Source organism: Limnohabitans sp., from assembly GCF_038134685.1.
Taxonomy (GTDB): Bacteria; Pseudomonadota; Gammaproteobacteria; order Burkholderiales; family Burkholderiaceae_C; genus Limnohabitans_A.
The window spans coordinates 13,434-29,054 of record NZ_JAYPVP010000009.1; the positions used below are offsets into that span (position 1 = coordinate 13,434).

Genomic DNA, 15,621 nt, shown 5'->3' on the forward strand with positions numbered 1-15,621 from the left:
GCTCTGTGGAGCCAGAAGCCAGGCGTGGTCGATGTGCAAGGCGCGGTGCTGGCCAGCCCTTTGCCGGGCAAGCTGGCAGTAGCCGACGCGAGGTTGGCGCCTTATGGTGCAGCAGCCTTGCAGGTCATGACGAAGCTGGGCCGCGTCGATGCTCTGCGCCCACACTTTGTGACAGGCGAGAACATTGGCCAGACGTTCCAGTTCGTCAAAACAGGTAATGCCGCACTGGGTTTTGTGGCGCTGTCTCAAGTCATGGTGGATGGCCAGATCAGCTCGGGGTCGGCCTGGGTCATCCCTTCCAAACTGTACGACCCGATTCGCCAGGATGCCGTGTTGCTGAAAACGGGCGAAAACAACCCTGCAGCCACAGCACTTCTGCAATACTTGCGCAGTGACAGTGCCCGTCAGGTGATTCGCGCCTACGGCTATCAGTTCTAAACACGTCTCAAGCTTGTTCAACACCACGTTCCCTGCCGATTTCTGGGCCAGCACTTGGCCTGCACTGTGGCTAACGCTAAGGCTGGCTACTGTGAGCACGCTGGCCCTGCTAGTGCTGGGCACGCCGCTGGCATGGTGGCTGGCGCGCACGGCATCGCGCTGGCGCGAGCCGGTCAATGCACTGGTCACGCTACCCTTGGTGTTGCCGCCTTCCGTACTGGGTTTTTACATGCTGGTGTTGCTGGGGCCGCACGGCCCGCTGGGGCAGCTGACGCAGGCTTTGGGGTGGGGCACGCTGTCGTTCAGTTTTAGTGGCTTGGTGTTGGGCTCCATCGTCTATTCGCTGCCGTTTGCGGTGCAGCCTTTGCAAAGCGCGTTTGCCGCCATGGGCCGCCGCCCCCTGGAGGCGGCCATGACACTAGGGGCCAAACCGCTGGATGCTTTTTTAACAGTGGCTTTGCCGCACGCGCGCCACGCGCTGCTGAGTGCGGGGCTGCTGAGCTTTGCGCACACGCTGGGCGAGTTTGGTGTGGTGCTGATGATTGGCGGCAACATTCCTGGGCAGACGCAGGTGCTGTCCACCCTGATTTACGGCCACGTGGAGGCCATGGACTACGCCCAGGCGCATGTGCTGGCGGGCGGCATGGCGGTGTTTGCGTTTGCGGTGTTGTGGCTGCTCTCGCGTGTGCAGCGGCGCCTGCAGGAGCAACGCTCATGAGTGCCCAGAACATTGACTTGCAGTTTGATCTGCGTTTGCAGCGCTCTGGTTTTACGCTGCAGGCCGCTATGGCGCTGCCCTTGCAGGGCGTGACAGTGTTGTGGGGTGCATCGGGCTCGGGAAAGACGACTTTGTTGCGCTGCCTGGCCGGATTGGAGCATGCGCAAGGCCGAGTGCAACTGGGCCACACGCTTTGGCAGGACGACGCGCAGGACGTGTTTGTGCCCACCTGGCAACGGCGCCTGGGCATGGTGTTTCAGGACCACGCCTTGTTTGACCACCTGGATGTGCGCGGCAACCTGATGTACGGCCTGCGCCGCCTGCCGGCCACCGAACAGGCCACGGCCAAAGCAGCACTGGACGAGGCGGTGCAGGTGCTGGGCATTGGCCATTTGCTGGCGCGAGGCGTACAGGCGCTGTCGGGCGGTGAGCGCCAGCGCGTGGCTATGGCGCGGGCGCTGGCGGTGCGCCCACAGGTGCTGTTGCTAGACGAGCCTCTGGCTGCGCTGGATGCTGCGCGCAAGGCCGAGGTGTTGCCCTGGCTGGAGCAGTTGCGCACGCATTTGCGCGTGCCCATGGTGTACGTCACGCATGCGGCCGACGAAGTCACGCGCCTGGCCGATCACCTGGTGGTGCTGCAGGCCGGGCAGGTGCAGGCCAGCGGGCCGGTGCAGGACGTATTGGCTTCGGTGCAAGTCCCCGTGTCGTTGGGAGACGATGTGGGCGCATTGGTGGATGCCACCGTGGTGCAGCGCGATGCGCAGTGGTCACTGGCGCATGTGCGCATGCAGGACGCCGCCTTGTGCGTGCCCGACCGGGGCTTGGCCGAGGGCACGCGTTTGCGGCTGCGCATCTTGGCGCGCGATGTGAGCATCACGCTCGAGCGCGCTCAAGGCACGAGCATTCAAAACCATGTGCCGTGTGTGGTGCAGGCCATGGTGCCCGACAGCAGCGATCACCAGATGCTGGTGCAGCTTTGCCATGGCGAGGCTTTGCTGGTAGCGCGAGTGACACGCCGCGCAGTAGAGATGCTGCAGCTGCGCGAGGGCATGCACGTGTGGGCGCAAATCAAAGCCGTGAGCATGGTGCACTGAGCACCACTGAAGCCTTAGGCCTGCAGGGCCAAAAACAGTTCGGGTTGGAGTTGCAGCCGCTCGGGTGCGCTAAAGCACAAGAAGCGACGGTTGGTCGCGCGACCAATGGTGCACAAGCCCAGCTGGCGCGCAATGGTCAAGCCCATGTGCGTGATGCCGCTGCGCGAGATGAGCACGGCCACGCCCATTTGCGCCGCCTTGATGACCATTTCGCTGGTCATGCGGCCCGTGGTGTAGAACACATGGCCCTGGGTCGGCGCACCCGTGCTTCCAACCGGACGCAGCGTTTGCGCTTCTTGCAGCCACTGCCAGCCAGCAATGGTGTCAATCGCGTTGTGGCGACCCACGTCTTCCACAAACGTCAGCAAACGGTCTTGCTGAAACAGCCCACAGCCGTGTACTGACCCGGCCTGCTTGTAGACACTGTCCATCAAACGGATCTGGTTGACGATGCTGTAGAGCTCGCTTTGCGTAATGCAAGTGGAGGGCAGCTGCAGCGCATCGGTCTGCTCCATCAGCTCGGCAAACATGCTGCCCTGGCCGCAGCCGGTGGTGACCACACGGCGCGCTGTGCGCTCCTGCCAGCGGGCAATTCCACCCCGGGTGTGTACAGCGGCGGCACCCACTTCCCAATCAACCGTCACGCTGGCCACATCATCCACGCCGTCCACCAGACGCTGGTTGCGCAAGTAGCCCAGCACCAGTTGCTCCGGGCGTGCGCCCAGCGTCATGAGAGTGACGAGTTCCTGCTTGTCCACATACACCGTCAGCGCACGTTCTGCAGGAATGTTCAGACTCTGGATTTCGCCGTGCTCATTGACCACCGTGATGGCTTCGGTCAATGGCGCTTGCGCATTGGTGAGGATGGGCAGGGCCATAGCGCTTACTCCTGCAAAGCCATGAGGCCCTGGGTGCCGTATCCAGGCACACGGGCGGGCGTGCCACCAGCACTCACGGCCACAGCGCAGTACTTGAACTCCGGAATTTTCCCGAAGGGATCGAGCGCCGGGTTGGTCATGAGGTTGGCTGCAGCTTCGTAGTAGGCAAACGGAATGAACACAGCGCCACGCGGCGTGCCGTCATCGCGGCGCACATGCAGGCTGACCTGACCACGGCGCGAGCGCACGGTCAGCACATCGCCGGGTTGCAGACCCAGGGTCTGCATGTCTTGCCCGTTCATGCTGGCGGTGGCCATGGGCTCGATGGCGTCGAGCACACGGGCGCGGCGAGTCATGGAGCCGGTGTGCCAGTGTTCGAGCTGACGGCCAGTGATGAGCACAAAGGGATAGTCGGCATCGGGCCGCTCGTTGGCGGGAATGATGTCGGCAGGCACCAGGTGCGCACGCCCATCGTTGGTGGGGAAGCGCCCGATGAACACAGTGGGGTGACCCGGTGCATCTTCGCTCAGGCAAGGGTAGGTGACGCTGGACTCGCGTTGCAGACGCTCCCAGCTGATGCCACCAATGGCGGCATGCATGGCTTTGCGCATTTCTTCATACACCTCTGCCACACCAAATTCAGGACCGCTGTAGTTCCAGCTCAGCCCCATACCGCGTGCCATTTCCTGCAGGATCCACAGGTCAGCTCGGGCCTGACCGGGTGGCTGCACGACTTGCTGGCCCAGCTGTACCATACGGTCAGTGTTGCTGACAGTGCCGGTTTTTTCGGGCCAGGCGGTGGCGGGCAGCACCACGTCGGCCAGCCAGGCGGTTTCGGTCATGAAGATGTCTTGCACCACCATGTGCTGCAAACTGGCCATGGCATGGCGGGCATGGTTCAGGTCAGGGTCGCTCATGGCCGGGTTTTCGCCCATGATGTACATGCCGCGAATCTTGTGCGGGTCGCTGTCATCGGCCAGGGCTTTGTCCATGATCTCGACCACGGTGTAGCCAGGCTTGTCGTCCAGCTTGGTGCCCCAGAAGTCTTCAAACCAGGCGTGCGCTTTGGGGTCACTGACGCGCTGGTAGTTGGGATACATCATCGGGATCAAGCCCGCATCGCTGGCGCCTTGCACGTTGTTTTGGCCACGCAGCGGGTGCAGGCCGGAGCCAGGCTTGCCAATCTGGCCGGTGATGGTGGACAGCGCAATCAGGCAGCGAACGTTGTCGGTGCCGTGGATGTGCTGGCTCACGCCCATGCCCCACAAAACCATGGAGCCTTTGGAGGTGGCATAGGCCCGCGCGACTTCGCGCAGGGTTTCTGCGGGCACGCCGCAAATCGGCGCCATGGCCTCCGGGCTGTAGCCCTGGATGTTGGCATGCAAGGCTTCGAAGTTGCTGGTGCGCTCGCGCACAAAGGTTTCATCCACCAGGCCTTCTTCGATGACGGTGTAGATCATGGCATTGAGCATGGCCACATCGGTGTCGGGCTTGAACTGCATGATGCGCCAGGCGTGTTTGCCCAGATCGGTCACACGCGGATCGGCCAGCACCACTTTGGCGCCGCGCTGGGCGGCGTTCTTGATCCAGGTCGCGGCCACCGGGTGGTTGGCGGTGGGGTTGGAGCCAATGATGACAATGACTTCGGCATGCTCCACATCGTTGACCTGGTTGCTCACGGCTCCCGAGCCCACGCCTTCGAGCAAGGCGGCCACGCTGGAGGCGTGGCACAGGCGGGTGCAGTGGTCCACGTTGTTGGAGCCAAATCCGGTACGCACCAGTTTCTGGAACAGGTAGGCTTCCTCGTTGCTGCCTTTGGCCGAGCCAAAACCCGCCAGCGATTTGGCACCGTAGGTGTCGCGCAAAGTGACCAGACCGCCCGTGGCCAAGGCCAGGGCCTCTTCCCAGGTGGCTTCGCGGAACACATCTGACCACTGGGCGCTGTCGCGGTTGAGGTGCTCCAGCGCTTCGGGGTCTTTGGGCACACCAGGCTTGCGAATGAGCGGCACCGTCAGGCGTTGCGGGTTATGGATGTAGTCAAAGCCAAAGCGCCCTTTGACACACAGGCGGTTGTGGTTGGCACGGCCATCGCGACCGTCCACGCTGACGATGCGGTTGTCTTTGACGTTGTAGGTCAGCAAGCAACCCACACCACAGAAAGGACACACTGAATCCACCTTGCGATCCACCTGCTGCGAGCCCACTTGCGTAGCGGGCATAAGCGCACCAGTGGGGCAGGCCTGCACACATTCGCCACAAGCCACACAGCTGCTGGCACCCATCGGGTCTTCCAGGTCAAAAGTGATGGTGCTGTGCGCGCCGCGGTGGGCATAACCGATGACGTTGTTGACCTGCTCTTCGCGGCACGCCCGCACACAGCGGTTGCACTGGATGCAGGCATCCAGATTGACGGTCATGGCCGGGTGGCTGATGTCGCTGGCCACACGCTCGCGCTGCAGGCTGCGCAGCGAGCCGCGCACCTGCACGCCCATGCGCTGCGCCCACTGGCTGAGTTCGCCGTGTTCGCCTGCATCGCCCTCACCTTCAGCGTCGTTCCATTTGTAGCCACGCTCGGGCATGTCCGACAGCAGCATTTCGAGCACCATCTTGCGCGACTTGGTGGCGCGTTCGGTGTCGGTGTTGACCTTCATGTCGGGCGTGACGTTGCGGCAGCAGCTGGGGGCCAGCACGCGTTCGCCCGCAATCTCGACCACACAGGCGCGGCAATTACCGTCGGGGCGCAGGCCGTCCTTGTGGCACAGGTGCGCAATGTCCACACCGTGGCGGTGCGCAGCGCTGTGAATGGTTTCGCCATCAAAGGCCTGTACGCGCTGGCCGTTGAGCTCAAAAGAAATGGTCTGGAGCGTGTTCATGCGCCTTCTCCTTGCACTGCGGTGCTGGCACCGACTTCATGCGCAAAGTGTTGGAGGATGCTGCGCACCGGGTTGGGCGCAGCCTGGCCGAGGCCACAAATGGAGGCATCGCCCATCACATCGGCCAGGTCCTGCAGCAGTGCGGCGTCCCACACGGGGTTTTGCATCAGCTGTGCGGCTTTGCTGGTGCCCACGCGGCAGGGGGTGCACTGGCCACAGCTTTCGTGTTCAAAAAAGCGCATCACGTTGAAGGCAGCATCGCGGGCCTTGTCGGCCTGGCTGAGCACCATGACGGCAGCCGAGCCAATGAAGCAGCCGTGCGGCTGCAAGGTGTCAAAGTCCAGTGGAATGTCGGCCATGCTGGCGGGCAAAATGCCGCCCGATGCACCACCGGGCAAGTAGGCGTAAAGCGTGTGACCTTCGGCCATGCCGCCGCAGTATTCATCGACCAGTTCGCGCAGGGTGATGCCAGCGGGCGCGAGCTTGACGCCTGGCGAGCGCACGCGCCCGCTGACGCTGAAGCTGCGCAGGCCTTTGCGGCCATTGCGGCCAAAGCCGGTAAACCAGTCAGCACCGCGCTCGACGATGTCACGCACCCAGTACAGGGTTTCGAAGTTATGTTCGAGTGTGGGGCGACCAAACAAGCCGATTTGTGCAATGTAGGGCGGGCGCATGCGGGGCTCGCCACGCTTACCCTCAATACTCTCGATCATGGCGGACTCTTCGCCACAAATGTAGGCACCTGCGCCACGGCGCAACTCGATGCGCGGCAGGGCGCAAGGCGGATGCGCATGCAGCTTGTCCAGCGCCCCTTGCAGCAGGGCACGACAGCCGTGGTATTCGTCGCGCAGGTAAATGTAGACCGCGTCCACACCGACCACATGGGCGGCAATGAGCAGGCCTTCCAGGAAACGATGCGGGTCGCGCTCAAGGTAAGTGCGGTCTTTGAAGGTACCGGGCTCGCCCTCGTCAATGTTGACAGCCATCAGGCGCGGCACCGCTTGTTCGCGCACGATGCGCCATTTACGCCCGGCCGGGAAACCGGCGCCACCCAGACCACGCAGGCCGGAGTGTTCCAGCGTTTCAATGATGGCGTCACCACTGAGCTCACCACTGACCACGCGTTGCAGCAGGCCATAGCCGCCTTGGGCACGGTAACTGTCCATATCCACATGGGCAGGTGCCAGCACGGTGTCGGCCTCGGTGGTCACCGCGGCCTGCGCCAGCGCGCCCGGGTTGAACTGCCCACCGGGGGCACTGGCGGGGTGTTGGCCACTGCTGGCTTGTGCGTCGAGCGCCAGCTCGCGCACTTGTTTGGTGGTGGCTTGGGGTACAGGACGTTGGTCCACCACAGCCACGGGCGCCTGTTCGCAGCGGCCCACGCAAGGCGCGGCAATGACGCGTACACCGCTCATGCCCAGCTCGTGTTGCAAACTGCTGAGCAGTTGCGAGGCGCCGCCCAATTGGCAGCTCAAACCGTCACACACACGCACGGTGCGCACGGCGGGGGTCTGATCGTCTTCGATCACATCGAAGTGGTGATAGAAGGTGGCGACCTCGTACACCTCAGCCATGGACAGGCGCATTTCTGCGGCCAGCGCCACGAGGTGACGGCGGTAGAGGCCTTTGTATTGGTCCTGCAACGCGTGCAGATGTTCGATGAGCAAATCGCGACGATGTGGCCCCTCGCCAATCAGTGCACGCACCTGGGCGCGGGCGGCGTCATCAGGCTGACGACCTTTGAGTTGGCCGCGACGGCGCAACTGCTGGCGCGCCTCGTCCAGCGTGGCCAGAGGAATCACAGAGGAAGAAGTGACAGTGCTCATGTCTTGCCCTACAAAAGCCCTGCAGCGCATGGCTGCAAGGCATCGCTCAAAATTCAGTGAAAGAACTTGCCCACGCTCAGCAGCGTGCGATACACGCCCCAAACCAGTGGAATGCCAACCGCAGCCCAGGCCAGGTACACCATGGCCATGCTGCTTGCATGGTAGCCCGATTGGCTGGCCCCCACTGCAGATGCCGTAGCACGGTCGTGCGCGATTTGACGCTCACGCGCAAGCTCCTCAGGTGTCATGAAGTGTTTGGGGTTAAGCGGCCTGACCAGCGCGTTGGCCACCAGACCCACAACCAGCATGCCCACCAGGATGTACATGGTCTGGTTGTAAACCTGTTCACGCGGAATGCCCAGGCCAAGCTGGTACTCGCGCATGTAATTCACCACCACCGGGCCAATGATGCCGGCGGTAGACCAGGCCGTCAGCAAACGGCCGTGAATGGCCCCCACCATCTGCGTGCCAAACAGGTCCGCCAGATACGCAGGCACAGTGGCAAACGCGCCGCCATACATCGACAAAATGATGCAAAAGGCCCCCACAAACAACAACTTGCTGCCCATGCCCGCGCTGGCCGGGATGCTGAAATACAGCACACCGCCCAGCACGAAGAACACCGTGTAAGTCAACTTGCGGCCCAGCTTGTCAGACAGACTGGCCCAGAAGAAACGGCCACCGATATTGAACAGGCTGAGCAAGGCCGTAAAGCCTGCGGCCACACCAGCAATGGCGGTCAGTTGAGCCTTGTCGAGTTCAGAGAATTTGGCCTCCAAGCCGATCAGGCTGCCGCCAAAAACTTCCTGCAACATGGGGCTGGCCATGCCGATCACGCCAATGCCGGCCGACACGTTCATGCACAGCACCAGCCAGATCAGCCAGAACTGGGGAATGCCCCAGACCTTGCTCACATGCACATGGTTTTGCGTGATCATGGCGTTGGACTGTGCAGCCACTGGCGGCTCCCAGCCCTCTGGTTTCCAGCCGCTGGCCGGAATGCGGTAGCCAAACGCACCGATCAACATGGCCACGATGTACAGGCTGCCCATGACCACAAAAGTCTGCCATACCCCTACGCTGTCAGCAGTGGCAAACACCTTCATCAACTCGGCTGCCAAGGGCGAGCCAATCATGGCCCCGCCACCAAAACCCATGATGGCCATGCCAGTGGCCATGCCCCGACGGTCAGGGAACCATTTGATCAGGGTACTCACAGGCGAGATGTAGCCCAGCCCCAGGCCAATCCCCCCCACAATGCCCGAGCCCAGAATCATCATCCAGAACTGGTGCAGGTAAATGCCCAGCGCCGAGAACAGCATGCCGCCGCCCCAGCAAATGGCTGCCAACACGCCCACCTTGCGGGGCCCCACATGTTCCAGCCAACCACCCCAGATGGCAGCAGACAAACCCAGGAACACAAAAAACAGGGTGTACATCCAGCCCAGCGTGGCCACTGACCAATCGCACTGGGCGGTGAAGAGTTGCGCGAAAAAGCCCACATCGGGTCCGCACTTGATCGGCTCCTTGATGCCCAAAGCCTTGGACAAGGGCAGCCAAAACACCGAAAAGCCGTAAGCCATACCGATACACAGGTGAATGGCCAAGGCCGCAGGTGGCACCAGCCAGCGATTGAAGCCGGGGCGTGCAATGATGCGCTCCTTGGACAGCAGGCCCGAGCCCGCTTGTGCGTCTTCAGCATGAGATGACATTGTGTCTCCTTGGTTGGAAATGAGGTGTCTATCATTCATCCCTCTTGTTGCAAGGGGGGAATTTAGGGCTTGAAAGGATTTGTGGCAATATGAGCCTGTGCAAGTAATTCATATGCTAAATACAGCATAAAGTTTATGCCACAAGTTTCCATCACACCTCAGTGGTCCATCAGTGACAGCCATGGCAAACACCTCTCGCACAGGCTGTTGGCCCTGTTGCGCGACGTCCAGAACCACGGCAGTTTGTCTGGCGCCTGTAAAGCCACGGGCGTTTCGTATCGCCACGCCTGGACGCTGATTCGCGAGGGTGAATCGCAGCTGGGCCAACTCTTGTTGCTGATGGAGCGCGGCAAAGGCTCCACCCTGACGCCCCTGGCCGAAAAACTGGTGTGGGCAGGCCACCGCATCCACGCGCGCCTGAACCCCATGCTGGAAACCCTGGCCTCTGAGCTGGAGGCCGAACTGGCCAAAGTCCTCCCCAGCACCGAACACCCCCTGCGCGTGCACGCCAGCCATGGTTTTGCGGTGGAAAAGCTGATTGACACACTGGTCCAACAAGGCGCCTCGATCGAGCGCAAATACGTCGGCAGTCAGGAATCCGTGGTGGCGCTGCACGAGGGCCTGTGCGATCTGGCCGGCACCCACATCCCGCAAGGCGATTTTGAAAGCAAGGCGCTGACGCACTATGCACAGTGGTTTGACCTGCAACGCACCCGTGTGATCCACGTGGCCACACGCAGGCAAGGCTTGATGGTGGCACGTGGCAACCCGCTCAAGATTTATGGCGTGGAAGACCTCGCGCGCCCCGGCGTGCGTTTCGTCAATCGCCAACCCAGCTCAGGCACACGTTTTTTGCTGGAGTGTTTTTTTGCGCAAAGCGCACATCAACAGCGCACACATCAACGGCTACACCCACAGCGAATTCACCCACGCGGCTGTGGCCGCCTATGTGGCCAGTGGCATGGCCGATGTCGGCATGGGTGTGGAAACACCCTCCCGGCGCTTCAACCTGGACTTTGTGCCTTTGGCCAGCGAGCGCTACTTCCTGCTCTGCGACAAGGACAGCCTGCACAGCGAGCGCCTGCGCCTGGCGCTGGATATTCTGGCCAGCGCTGAATTCCGCGCGGCAGTGGACGAATTGCCTGGCTACTCGGGCCAACAATGCGGCGTGGTGCAAACCTTGCAGGAAGCCTTCCCGCAGCTCAAGCGCTGACACAGCACTGAACGCCCACAACTTGACGCAAGTCAACATCGTATGACCAACAAGTCCTAGGATGAGGGCATGGACAAACAACTTTTGAACGCTCTCGAAACCCGCCTGCTTGAAGAGCGCAAGCAGCTGCTCGAGCGCATTGCCGCGCAGCGCGGCGGCCTCGTCTCTCGCGCCGACATGGCCACCGAGCACTTTGCGCACAGCGAAGAAAGTCACGCACAAACCATGAGCGAGCGCGACAACGAGTTCGCCATGAACGAGCACGAAACGGCAGAGCTGGCCCAGCTCGATGCTGCCCTGGCGCGCATCCGCAGCGGTGAATACGGTACCTGCATGGATTGTGGTGTGGACATTCGCGCCGAGCGTCTGCAAGCCGCGCCCCAGGCGCTGCGCTGCATCGACTGCCAGACCCGCGCCGAACAGCACGCTTGAGGACGACATCAGGGTGACAGACATGGGCGGCGAGCGCTGCTATGCTCGCCCTCATGCGTAGCCTGTTTCACTTTGCTTTCAACGTCACTGACCTGAACATTGCCCGCCAGTTTTATGGTGAGGTTTTGGGTTGCCAAGAAGGTCGCTCCACCGACACCTGGGTGGACTTCGACTTTTACGACCATCAAATCTCACTGCATCTGGGTGAACCTTTCCCCACCGCCGCGACAGGCCATGTGGGCGAACATCTGGTGCCCATGCCGCACTTTGGGCTGATCCTGCAACTGGCCGACTGGCAGGCCATGGCCGAGCGCCTCAAAGCTGCAGGGGTAGGCTTTGTGATCGAACCCCACCTTCGTTTTGCCGGTGAGCCGGGCGAGCAATGGACCATGTTCTTTCTGGACCCGTTTGGCAACCCGATGGAAGTCAAAGGCTTCGCTGACCTGACCACTGTCTACGCGAGCTGAGCATGGAACACACCTTCGCTTCGGCCACCATCTTGCTGCTCCTGATCACCGATCCGCTGGGCAACATTCCGGTGTTTGTCAGCAGCTTGCGGGCTGTGCCCACCGAGCGCCGCGCCCGCGTGATCGTGCGCGAAGTGCTGATTGCATTTGTGCTGCTGCTGACCTTCATGTTTGTGGGCGACTCTTTCCTGCGCGCCATGAACCTGTCCCAGGTATCGCTGCAAATTGCAGGCGCGGTGGTGCTGTTTTTGATCGCGTTGCGCATGATCTTTCCGCCCCGGGGCGAAAGCGCACCTGTGCCGCAACATGAGCCCCTGATCGTTCCATTGGCCATTCCGGCGCTGGCCGGGCCCTCGGCTTTGGCCACCGTCATGCTGCTGGTCAGTCAGGCGCCAGATCGTCGCCTGGAATGGGTCGGCGCTTTGGTGGTGACGATGGCGGTATGCGCCTTGGTACTACTGCTGGCCGAACGCCTGCAGCGCCTGGTGGGCGAGCGCACCATCAGCGCCTTCGAGCGACTGATGGGCCTGGTGCTGGTGTCGATTTCAGTGGAAATGCTGATCCGCGGCCTGCGCACGCTGTCTCAGCATTGGCCTGCCCTGACCTGAGCAGGCCACCGGGGATCAAGCTGCAGGCGCCGCAATGGTCTGGTCAATCGCGCCAAAAACGCTTTGACCGTCCTTGCCCTTCATCTCGATGCGGATGGTGTCGCCGAACTTCATGAATTCGGTGGAGGGCTTGCCGTCCAGAATGGTTTCAATGGCGCGCTTTTCTGCGATGCAGCTGTAGCCCTTGGGCCAGTCTTTTTTGCCGTCAACTTCAACACCGCGGTTGCTCACCGTGCCGCTGCCTACGATGGAGCCGGCGCGCACATTGCGCGTCTTGCAGATGTGCGCAATCAACTGGCCGAAGTGGAAGGTCATGTCCGGCCCGGCATCGCACATGCCGACCTTGCGTCCGTTCCATGTGGACTGCATGGTCAAATTGACGCGGCCGCCCTCCCAAGCGTCACCCAGCTCGTCCGGGGTCACAGCCACAGGGCTGAATGCGGTGGCAGGCTTGCTCTGGAAAAAGCCAAATCCTTTGGCCAATTCGTCAGGGATCAGGTTGCGCAGGCTCACGTCGTTGGCCAGCATCAGCAGACGAACGCCCTCAAGCGCTTGCTCGGGGCTGGAAGACATGGACACATCGCCGGTCACGACAGCGATCTCGGCTTCGAAGTCGATGCCAAAGGCTTCGCTGGGCACCACCACAGGGTCGCAAGGACCAATGAAGTCGTCGCTGCCACCCTGATACATCAGCGGGTCGGTGTAGAAGGTTTTGGGCACTTCGCTGTTGCGGGCCGCGCGCACCAGCTCCACGTGGTTGATGTAGGCCGAACCATCGGCCCACTGGTAGGCGCGGGGCAGAGGGGCCATACACATCTTCGGGTCAAACGGAAACGCATGACGCGCCTTGCCGGTGTTGAGCGTCAGGTACAAATCTTCGAGCTGAGGCGCCAGGAAATTCCAGTCGTCCAGCACTTGCTGCAAGGTGTCGGCAATGCCAGTCGCATAATGAGCCGTGGTCAGGTCGCGTGAGACCACGACCAGTTGACCGTCGCGGGAGCCGTCTTTGTAAGTGGCAAGTTTCATGTTGAGGTGTCCTGTCCGGGCTGTTTTCGCTACACTGAGCGTCACAGCAGTTTACGCATTGTTAAACTCGTTTAACTAAACGAAACGACATTCTAGATCATATGACCGTCAGCCGTACAGCCCCCGAAGACCAGGATTCTGACAAAACCCGCGCCGGCATCCAGTCGGTCGAGGTTGGCTTTGCACTGCTGGAAGTGCTTGCGCAGGCCGAAGGCCCGCTGATGCTGCGCGATCTGGCCGCCAGCGCCGGCATGAGCGCCGCCAAGGCGCACCGTTATCTGGTGAGCTTTCAACGCTTGGGCCTGGTGGTGCAGGACAACGCCAGCACACGTTATGAGCTGGGCCCGGCCACCCTGCGGCTGGGACTGGCCACCTTGTCGCGTCTGGACGCCGTCAAGATGGCCCGCGAGCGTCTGCCGGCGTTGATGGAAAAAACCGGCCACACCCTGGCCATTGCGGTTTGGGGCAACCACGGGCCGACGCTGGTGCATTGGCAGGAGTCCCCGCTGGCTGTGCCTGTCAACCTGCGTCTGGGTGATGTGATGCCGATGCTGTCCTCTGCAACGGGACGATGCTTTGCAGCTTTTATTGGCAACGGTGTGGGCGCTGACCGGGCCCGCGCCATGATCGAGCAGGAAATGCTGCTCGCACGCAAACTGGGGCGGACCGATGTCCCCACCACCGCAGCAGGCGTACGCGAACTGGTCGAACACACCCGCGCCCAAGGTCTGGGCCAGGGGGTCAATGTGTTGCTGCCCGGACTTTCGGGTTTTTGTTCGCCGGTATTTGATGCCGATGGTCAACTGTCCCTGGGCGTGGTGGCGCTGGGCTCCAGTGCCACACTCGACACCCAACCCCGGGGCACCGTGGCCCAACAACTGCTGAGCATGACCCACCAACTCAGCGCCGACCTGGGCTGGCACCGCGCCTGAACACAAGCCCACGTCTGACATGGACCGTCGCCTGCGCATCCATCCGCCGTGGCTGATCATGGGTGCGCTGGCGCTGGCTGTTTTGCTTGCGCATATGCTCACACTGTCAAGCATCACCCTGAGCGCCATCCGCAACGATCCCCCTGCAGCTCGCAAAGCTCTGGCGCAAGCGCAGTTGATCAAACCCAGCCCGCCAGCGCCAGCGCCGCCCCCCGTCAAAACAGCTCCTGCAAAGCCGCTGTCACCAGCACCCGACCCGTTGGCAGCTTCAATACCCACCCCCTCTGAAGCGACACCGGAAACTAGCCCCTCCCCTGCCGCACCCGCGGCAACCCAGATCGCCACCACCGCGCATGCGCCCGCCGCAGACACGCCCGATGTCCTGGTGGCCCGCCAGCTACCTCCTCCAGCCCTGCTGGAATACACGCTCGAGGGCATGGACCGCGGACTGCACTACCGCGCCAGCAGCACCTTGCAGTGGCAATACAACGAACAGCGCTACGAGCTGAGCCTGAGCGTGCAAGCTTTTTTGCTGGGCACGCGCCAGTGGCGCAGCTCGGGTCAGTTGGGACCTGACGGCTTGCTGCCAGAACGCCTGAGTGACAAGCGCAAAAGCGAAGTCGCGGCCCACTTTGACCGGGTCAACCAGCAAGTGATTTTCAGCAGCAACAAACCCAGTGCCGCCTTGCTGGCCGGGGCCCAGGACCAGATCAGCCTGTTTGTGCAGTTGGGCGGCGCCGTCAACACCACACCGGACCGCTTTGCGCCCGGCGTCACCTTGAATGTGCAGACCGTGACACCACGCAGCGCCGATCTGTGGCGCATTACCCTGGTCAGCGAGGAGCAACTGGTCTTCCAGGGCCAACCTCACCTCACGCGCCATTGGGTTTGTGCCCCTCGCGGTCCCTACGATTCCCGTCTGGAGTTCTGGACAGACCCCGCGCTCACCGGCCTGCCTGTGCGTATCCGCATCACCCAGGCCAACGGCAGCTATATCGACATGCAGCTCAGCGATTTAAAGGATGCCCCGCCCTTGCCGGCATCCTGACCCTGCTGAGGTCTTGAAATTGCGAATGGCGCACACATCTGCACTTGAACTTGAGGCAGAATGAACCCATGAACCTGTTGTACGAATCCGAAGACTTTGCTGTGATGCACCTGCTGGCCAACGAGCCCGCCGAGGGTGAGTCGGCCGCCGCTGACCAACCCACGCTGGAGCGCCACGGCTTTGAAATCGTGGACAAGCGTTCAGGCAAAGAGGTCTATCTCGACGGCTCCTGGGCCGAAATGTTCCAGCAACAGCTGCTGGCCTGGCAGCAGCGCGCCCCCACCCAGGAAGAGGTGGAAGACACGCTGGAAGGCTACACAGGCCTGGCCCAGCAACCTGTGCTGGTGCACTGAGCT

The 15,621-nt window shown here is 62.0% G+C and carries 15 protein-coding genes and 1 pseudogene; 11 read left to right on the top strand and 5 right to left on the bottom strand.

All coding sequences use genetic code 11. The features are described 5' to 3' along the window. The 3 genes from modA to modC all read left to right on the top strand — a co-directional run. On the top strand, nucleotides 1-438 hold a 438-nt coding region (gene modA / locus AAFM15_RS05480; RefSeq protein WP_341685700.1), incomplete at its 5' end, for a molybdate ABC transporter substrate-binding protein. Between the two features lie 13 nt (nucleotides 439-451). Beyond that, nucleotides 452-1,156, top strand: a complete 705-nt coding sequence (gene modB / locus AAFM15_RS05485) for a molybdate ABC transporter permease subunit (RefSeq protein ID WP_341685701.1) — start codon at nucleotides 452-454, stop codon at nucleotides 1,154-1,156. Beyond that, nucleotides 1,153-2,250, top strand: coding sequence for a molybdenum ABC transporter ATP-binding protein (gene modC, locus AAFM15_RS05490; RefSeq protein ID WP_341685702.1), 1,098 nt, complete (start codon nucleotides 1,153-1,155; stop codon nucleotides 2,248-2,250). The genes modB and modC overlap by 4 nt, the downstream gene beginning before the upstream one ends. Before the next feature lie 14 nt (nucleotides 2,251-2,264). Here modC and AAFM15_RS05495 read toward each other — a convergent pair whose 3' ends face one another. The 4 genes from AAFM15_RS05495 to AAFM15_RS05510 are packed head-to-tail and all read right to left on the bottom strand — an operon-like array spanning nucleotide 2,265 to nucleotide 9,539. Next, on the bottom strand, nucleotides 2,265-3,128 hold the full coding sequence (locus AAFM15_RS05495) for a formate dehydrogenase accessory sulfurtransferase FdhD (protein ID WP_341685703.1): 864 nt from the start codon (nucleotides 3,126-3,128) through the stop codon (nucleotides 2,265-2,267). A 5-nt stretch (nucleotides 3,129-3,133) separates the two neighbouring features. Beyond that, nucleotides 3,134-6,001, bottom strand: coding sequence for a formate dehydrogenase subunit alpha (gene fdhF / locus AAFM15_RS05500; protein WP_341685704.1), 2,868 nt, complete (start codon nucleotides 5,999-6,001; stop codon nucleotides 3,134-3,136). After that, nucleotides 5,998-7,827, bottom strand: coding sequence for an NADH-ubiquinone oxidoreductase-F iron-sulfur binding region domain-containing protein (locus AAFM15_RS05505; protein ID WP_341685705.1), 1,830 nt, complete (start codon nucleotides 7,825-7,827; stop codon nucleotides 5,998-6,000). The genes fdhF and AAFM15_RS05505 overlap by 4 nt, the downstream gene beginning before the upstream one ends. A gap of 53 nt (nucleotides 7,828-7,880) precedes the next feature. Further along, nucleotides 7,881-9,539 carry an OFA family MFS transporter gene (locus AAFM15_RS05510; RefSeq protein ID WP_341685706.1) on the bottom strand — a complete coding sequence of 553 codons (1,659 nt, stop codon included), beginning with the start codon at nucleotides 9,537-9,539 and terminating at the stop codon, nucleotides 7,881-7,883. Between the two features lie 135 nt (nucleotides 9,540-9,674). Here AAFM15_RS05510 and AAFM15_RS05515 point away from each other — a divergent pair. The 5 genes and pseudogenes from AAFM15_RS05515 to AAFM15_RS05535 all read left to right on the top strand — a co-directional run. Continuing rightward, nucleotides 9,675-10,346: pseudogene (locus tag AAFM15_RS05515) on the top strand (substrate-binding domain-containing protein); the annotation flags it as partial. Further along, nucleotides 10,321-10,752, top strand: a complete 432-nt coding sequence (locus AAFM15_RS05520) for a substrate-binding domain-containing protein (protein WP_341685707.1) — start codon at nucleotides 10,321-10,323, stop codon at nucleotides 10,750-10,752. The pseudogene AAFM15_RS05515 and the gene AAFM15_RS05520, both read left to right, overlap by 26 nt. A 69-nt stretch (nucleotides 10,753-10,821) precedes the next feature. Then, nucleotides 10,822-11,184, top strand: a complete 363-nt coding sequence (locus AAFM15_RS05525) for a TraR/DksA C4-type zinc finger protein (RefSeq protein ID WP_341685708.1) — start codon at nucleotides 10,822-10,824, stop codon at nucleotides 11,182-11,184. Nucleotides 11,185-11,225: 41 nt separating this feature from the next. Continuing rightward, a complete protein-coding gene (locus tag AAFM15_RS05530; RefSeq protein ID WP_341685709.1) occupies nucleotides 11,226-11,651 on the top strand; it encodes a VOC family protein in 426 nt (141 codons plus the stop codon). 2 nt (nucleotides 11,652-11,653) lie between these two features. Further along, entirely contained in the window at nucleotides 11,654-12,259 is a 606-nt protein-coding gene (locus AAFM15_RS05535; RefSeq protein ID WP_341685710.1) for a MarC family protein, read from the top strand. Nucleotides 12,260-12,274: 15 nt separating this feature from the next. Here AAFM15_RS05535 and AAFM15_RS05540 read toward each other — a convergent pair whose 3' ends face one another. Further along, nucleotides 12,275-13,285: a fumarylacetoacetate hydrolase family protein gene (locus AAFM15_RS05540; protein ID WP_341685711.1), complete on the bottom strand. Its 1,011-nt coding sequence runs from the start codon at nucleotides 13,283-13,285 to the stop codon at nucleotides 12,275-12,277. Between the two features lie 101 nt (nucleotides 13,286-13,386). Here AAFM15_RS05540 and AAFM15_RS05545 point away from each other — a divergent pair, with 101 nt between their 5' ends. From AAFM15_RS05545 to AAFM15_RS05555, 3 genes are all read left to right on the top strand, one after another. Next, entirely contained in the window at nucleotides 13,387-14,217 is an 831-nt protein-coding gene (locus AAFM15_RS05545; protein WP_341685712.1) for an IclR family transcriptional regulator, read from the top strand. A gap of 19 nt (nucleotides 14,218-14,236) precedes the next feature. Continuing rightward, nucleotides 14,237-15,265 (top strand): DUF3108 domain-containing protein, encoded by a 1,029-nt coding sequence (locus AAFM15_RS05550; RefSeq protein ID WP_341685713.1) that lies wholly within the window; start codon nucleotides 14,237-14,239, stop codon nucleotides 15,263-15,265. Between the two features lie 68 nt (nucleotides 15,266-15,333). Then, the gene (locus tag AAFM15_RS05555) at nucleotides 15,334-15,618 is read left to right on the top strand and encodes a DUF3567 domain-containing protein (RefSeq protein WP_341685714.1); all 285 of its coding nucleotides are present in this window, start codon (nucleotides 15,334-15,336) and stop codon (nucleotides 15,616-15,618) included. Nucleotides 15,619-15,621: the final 3 nt, after the last annotated feature.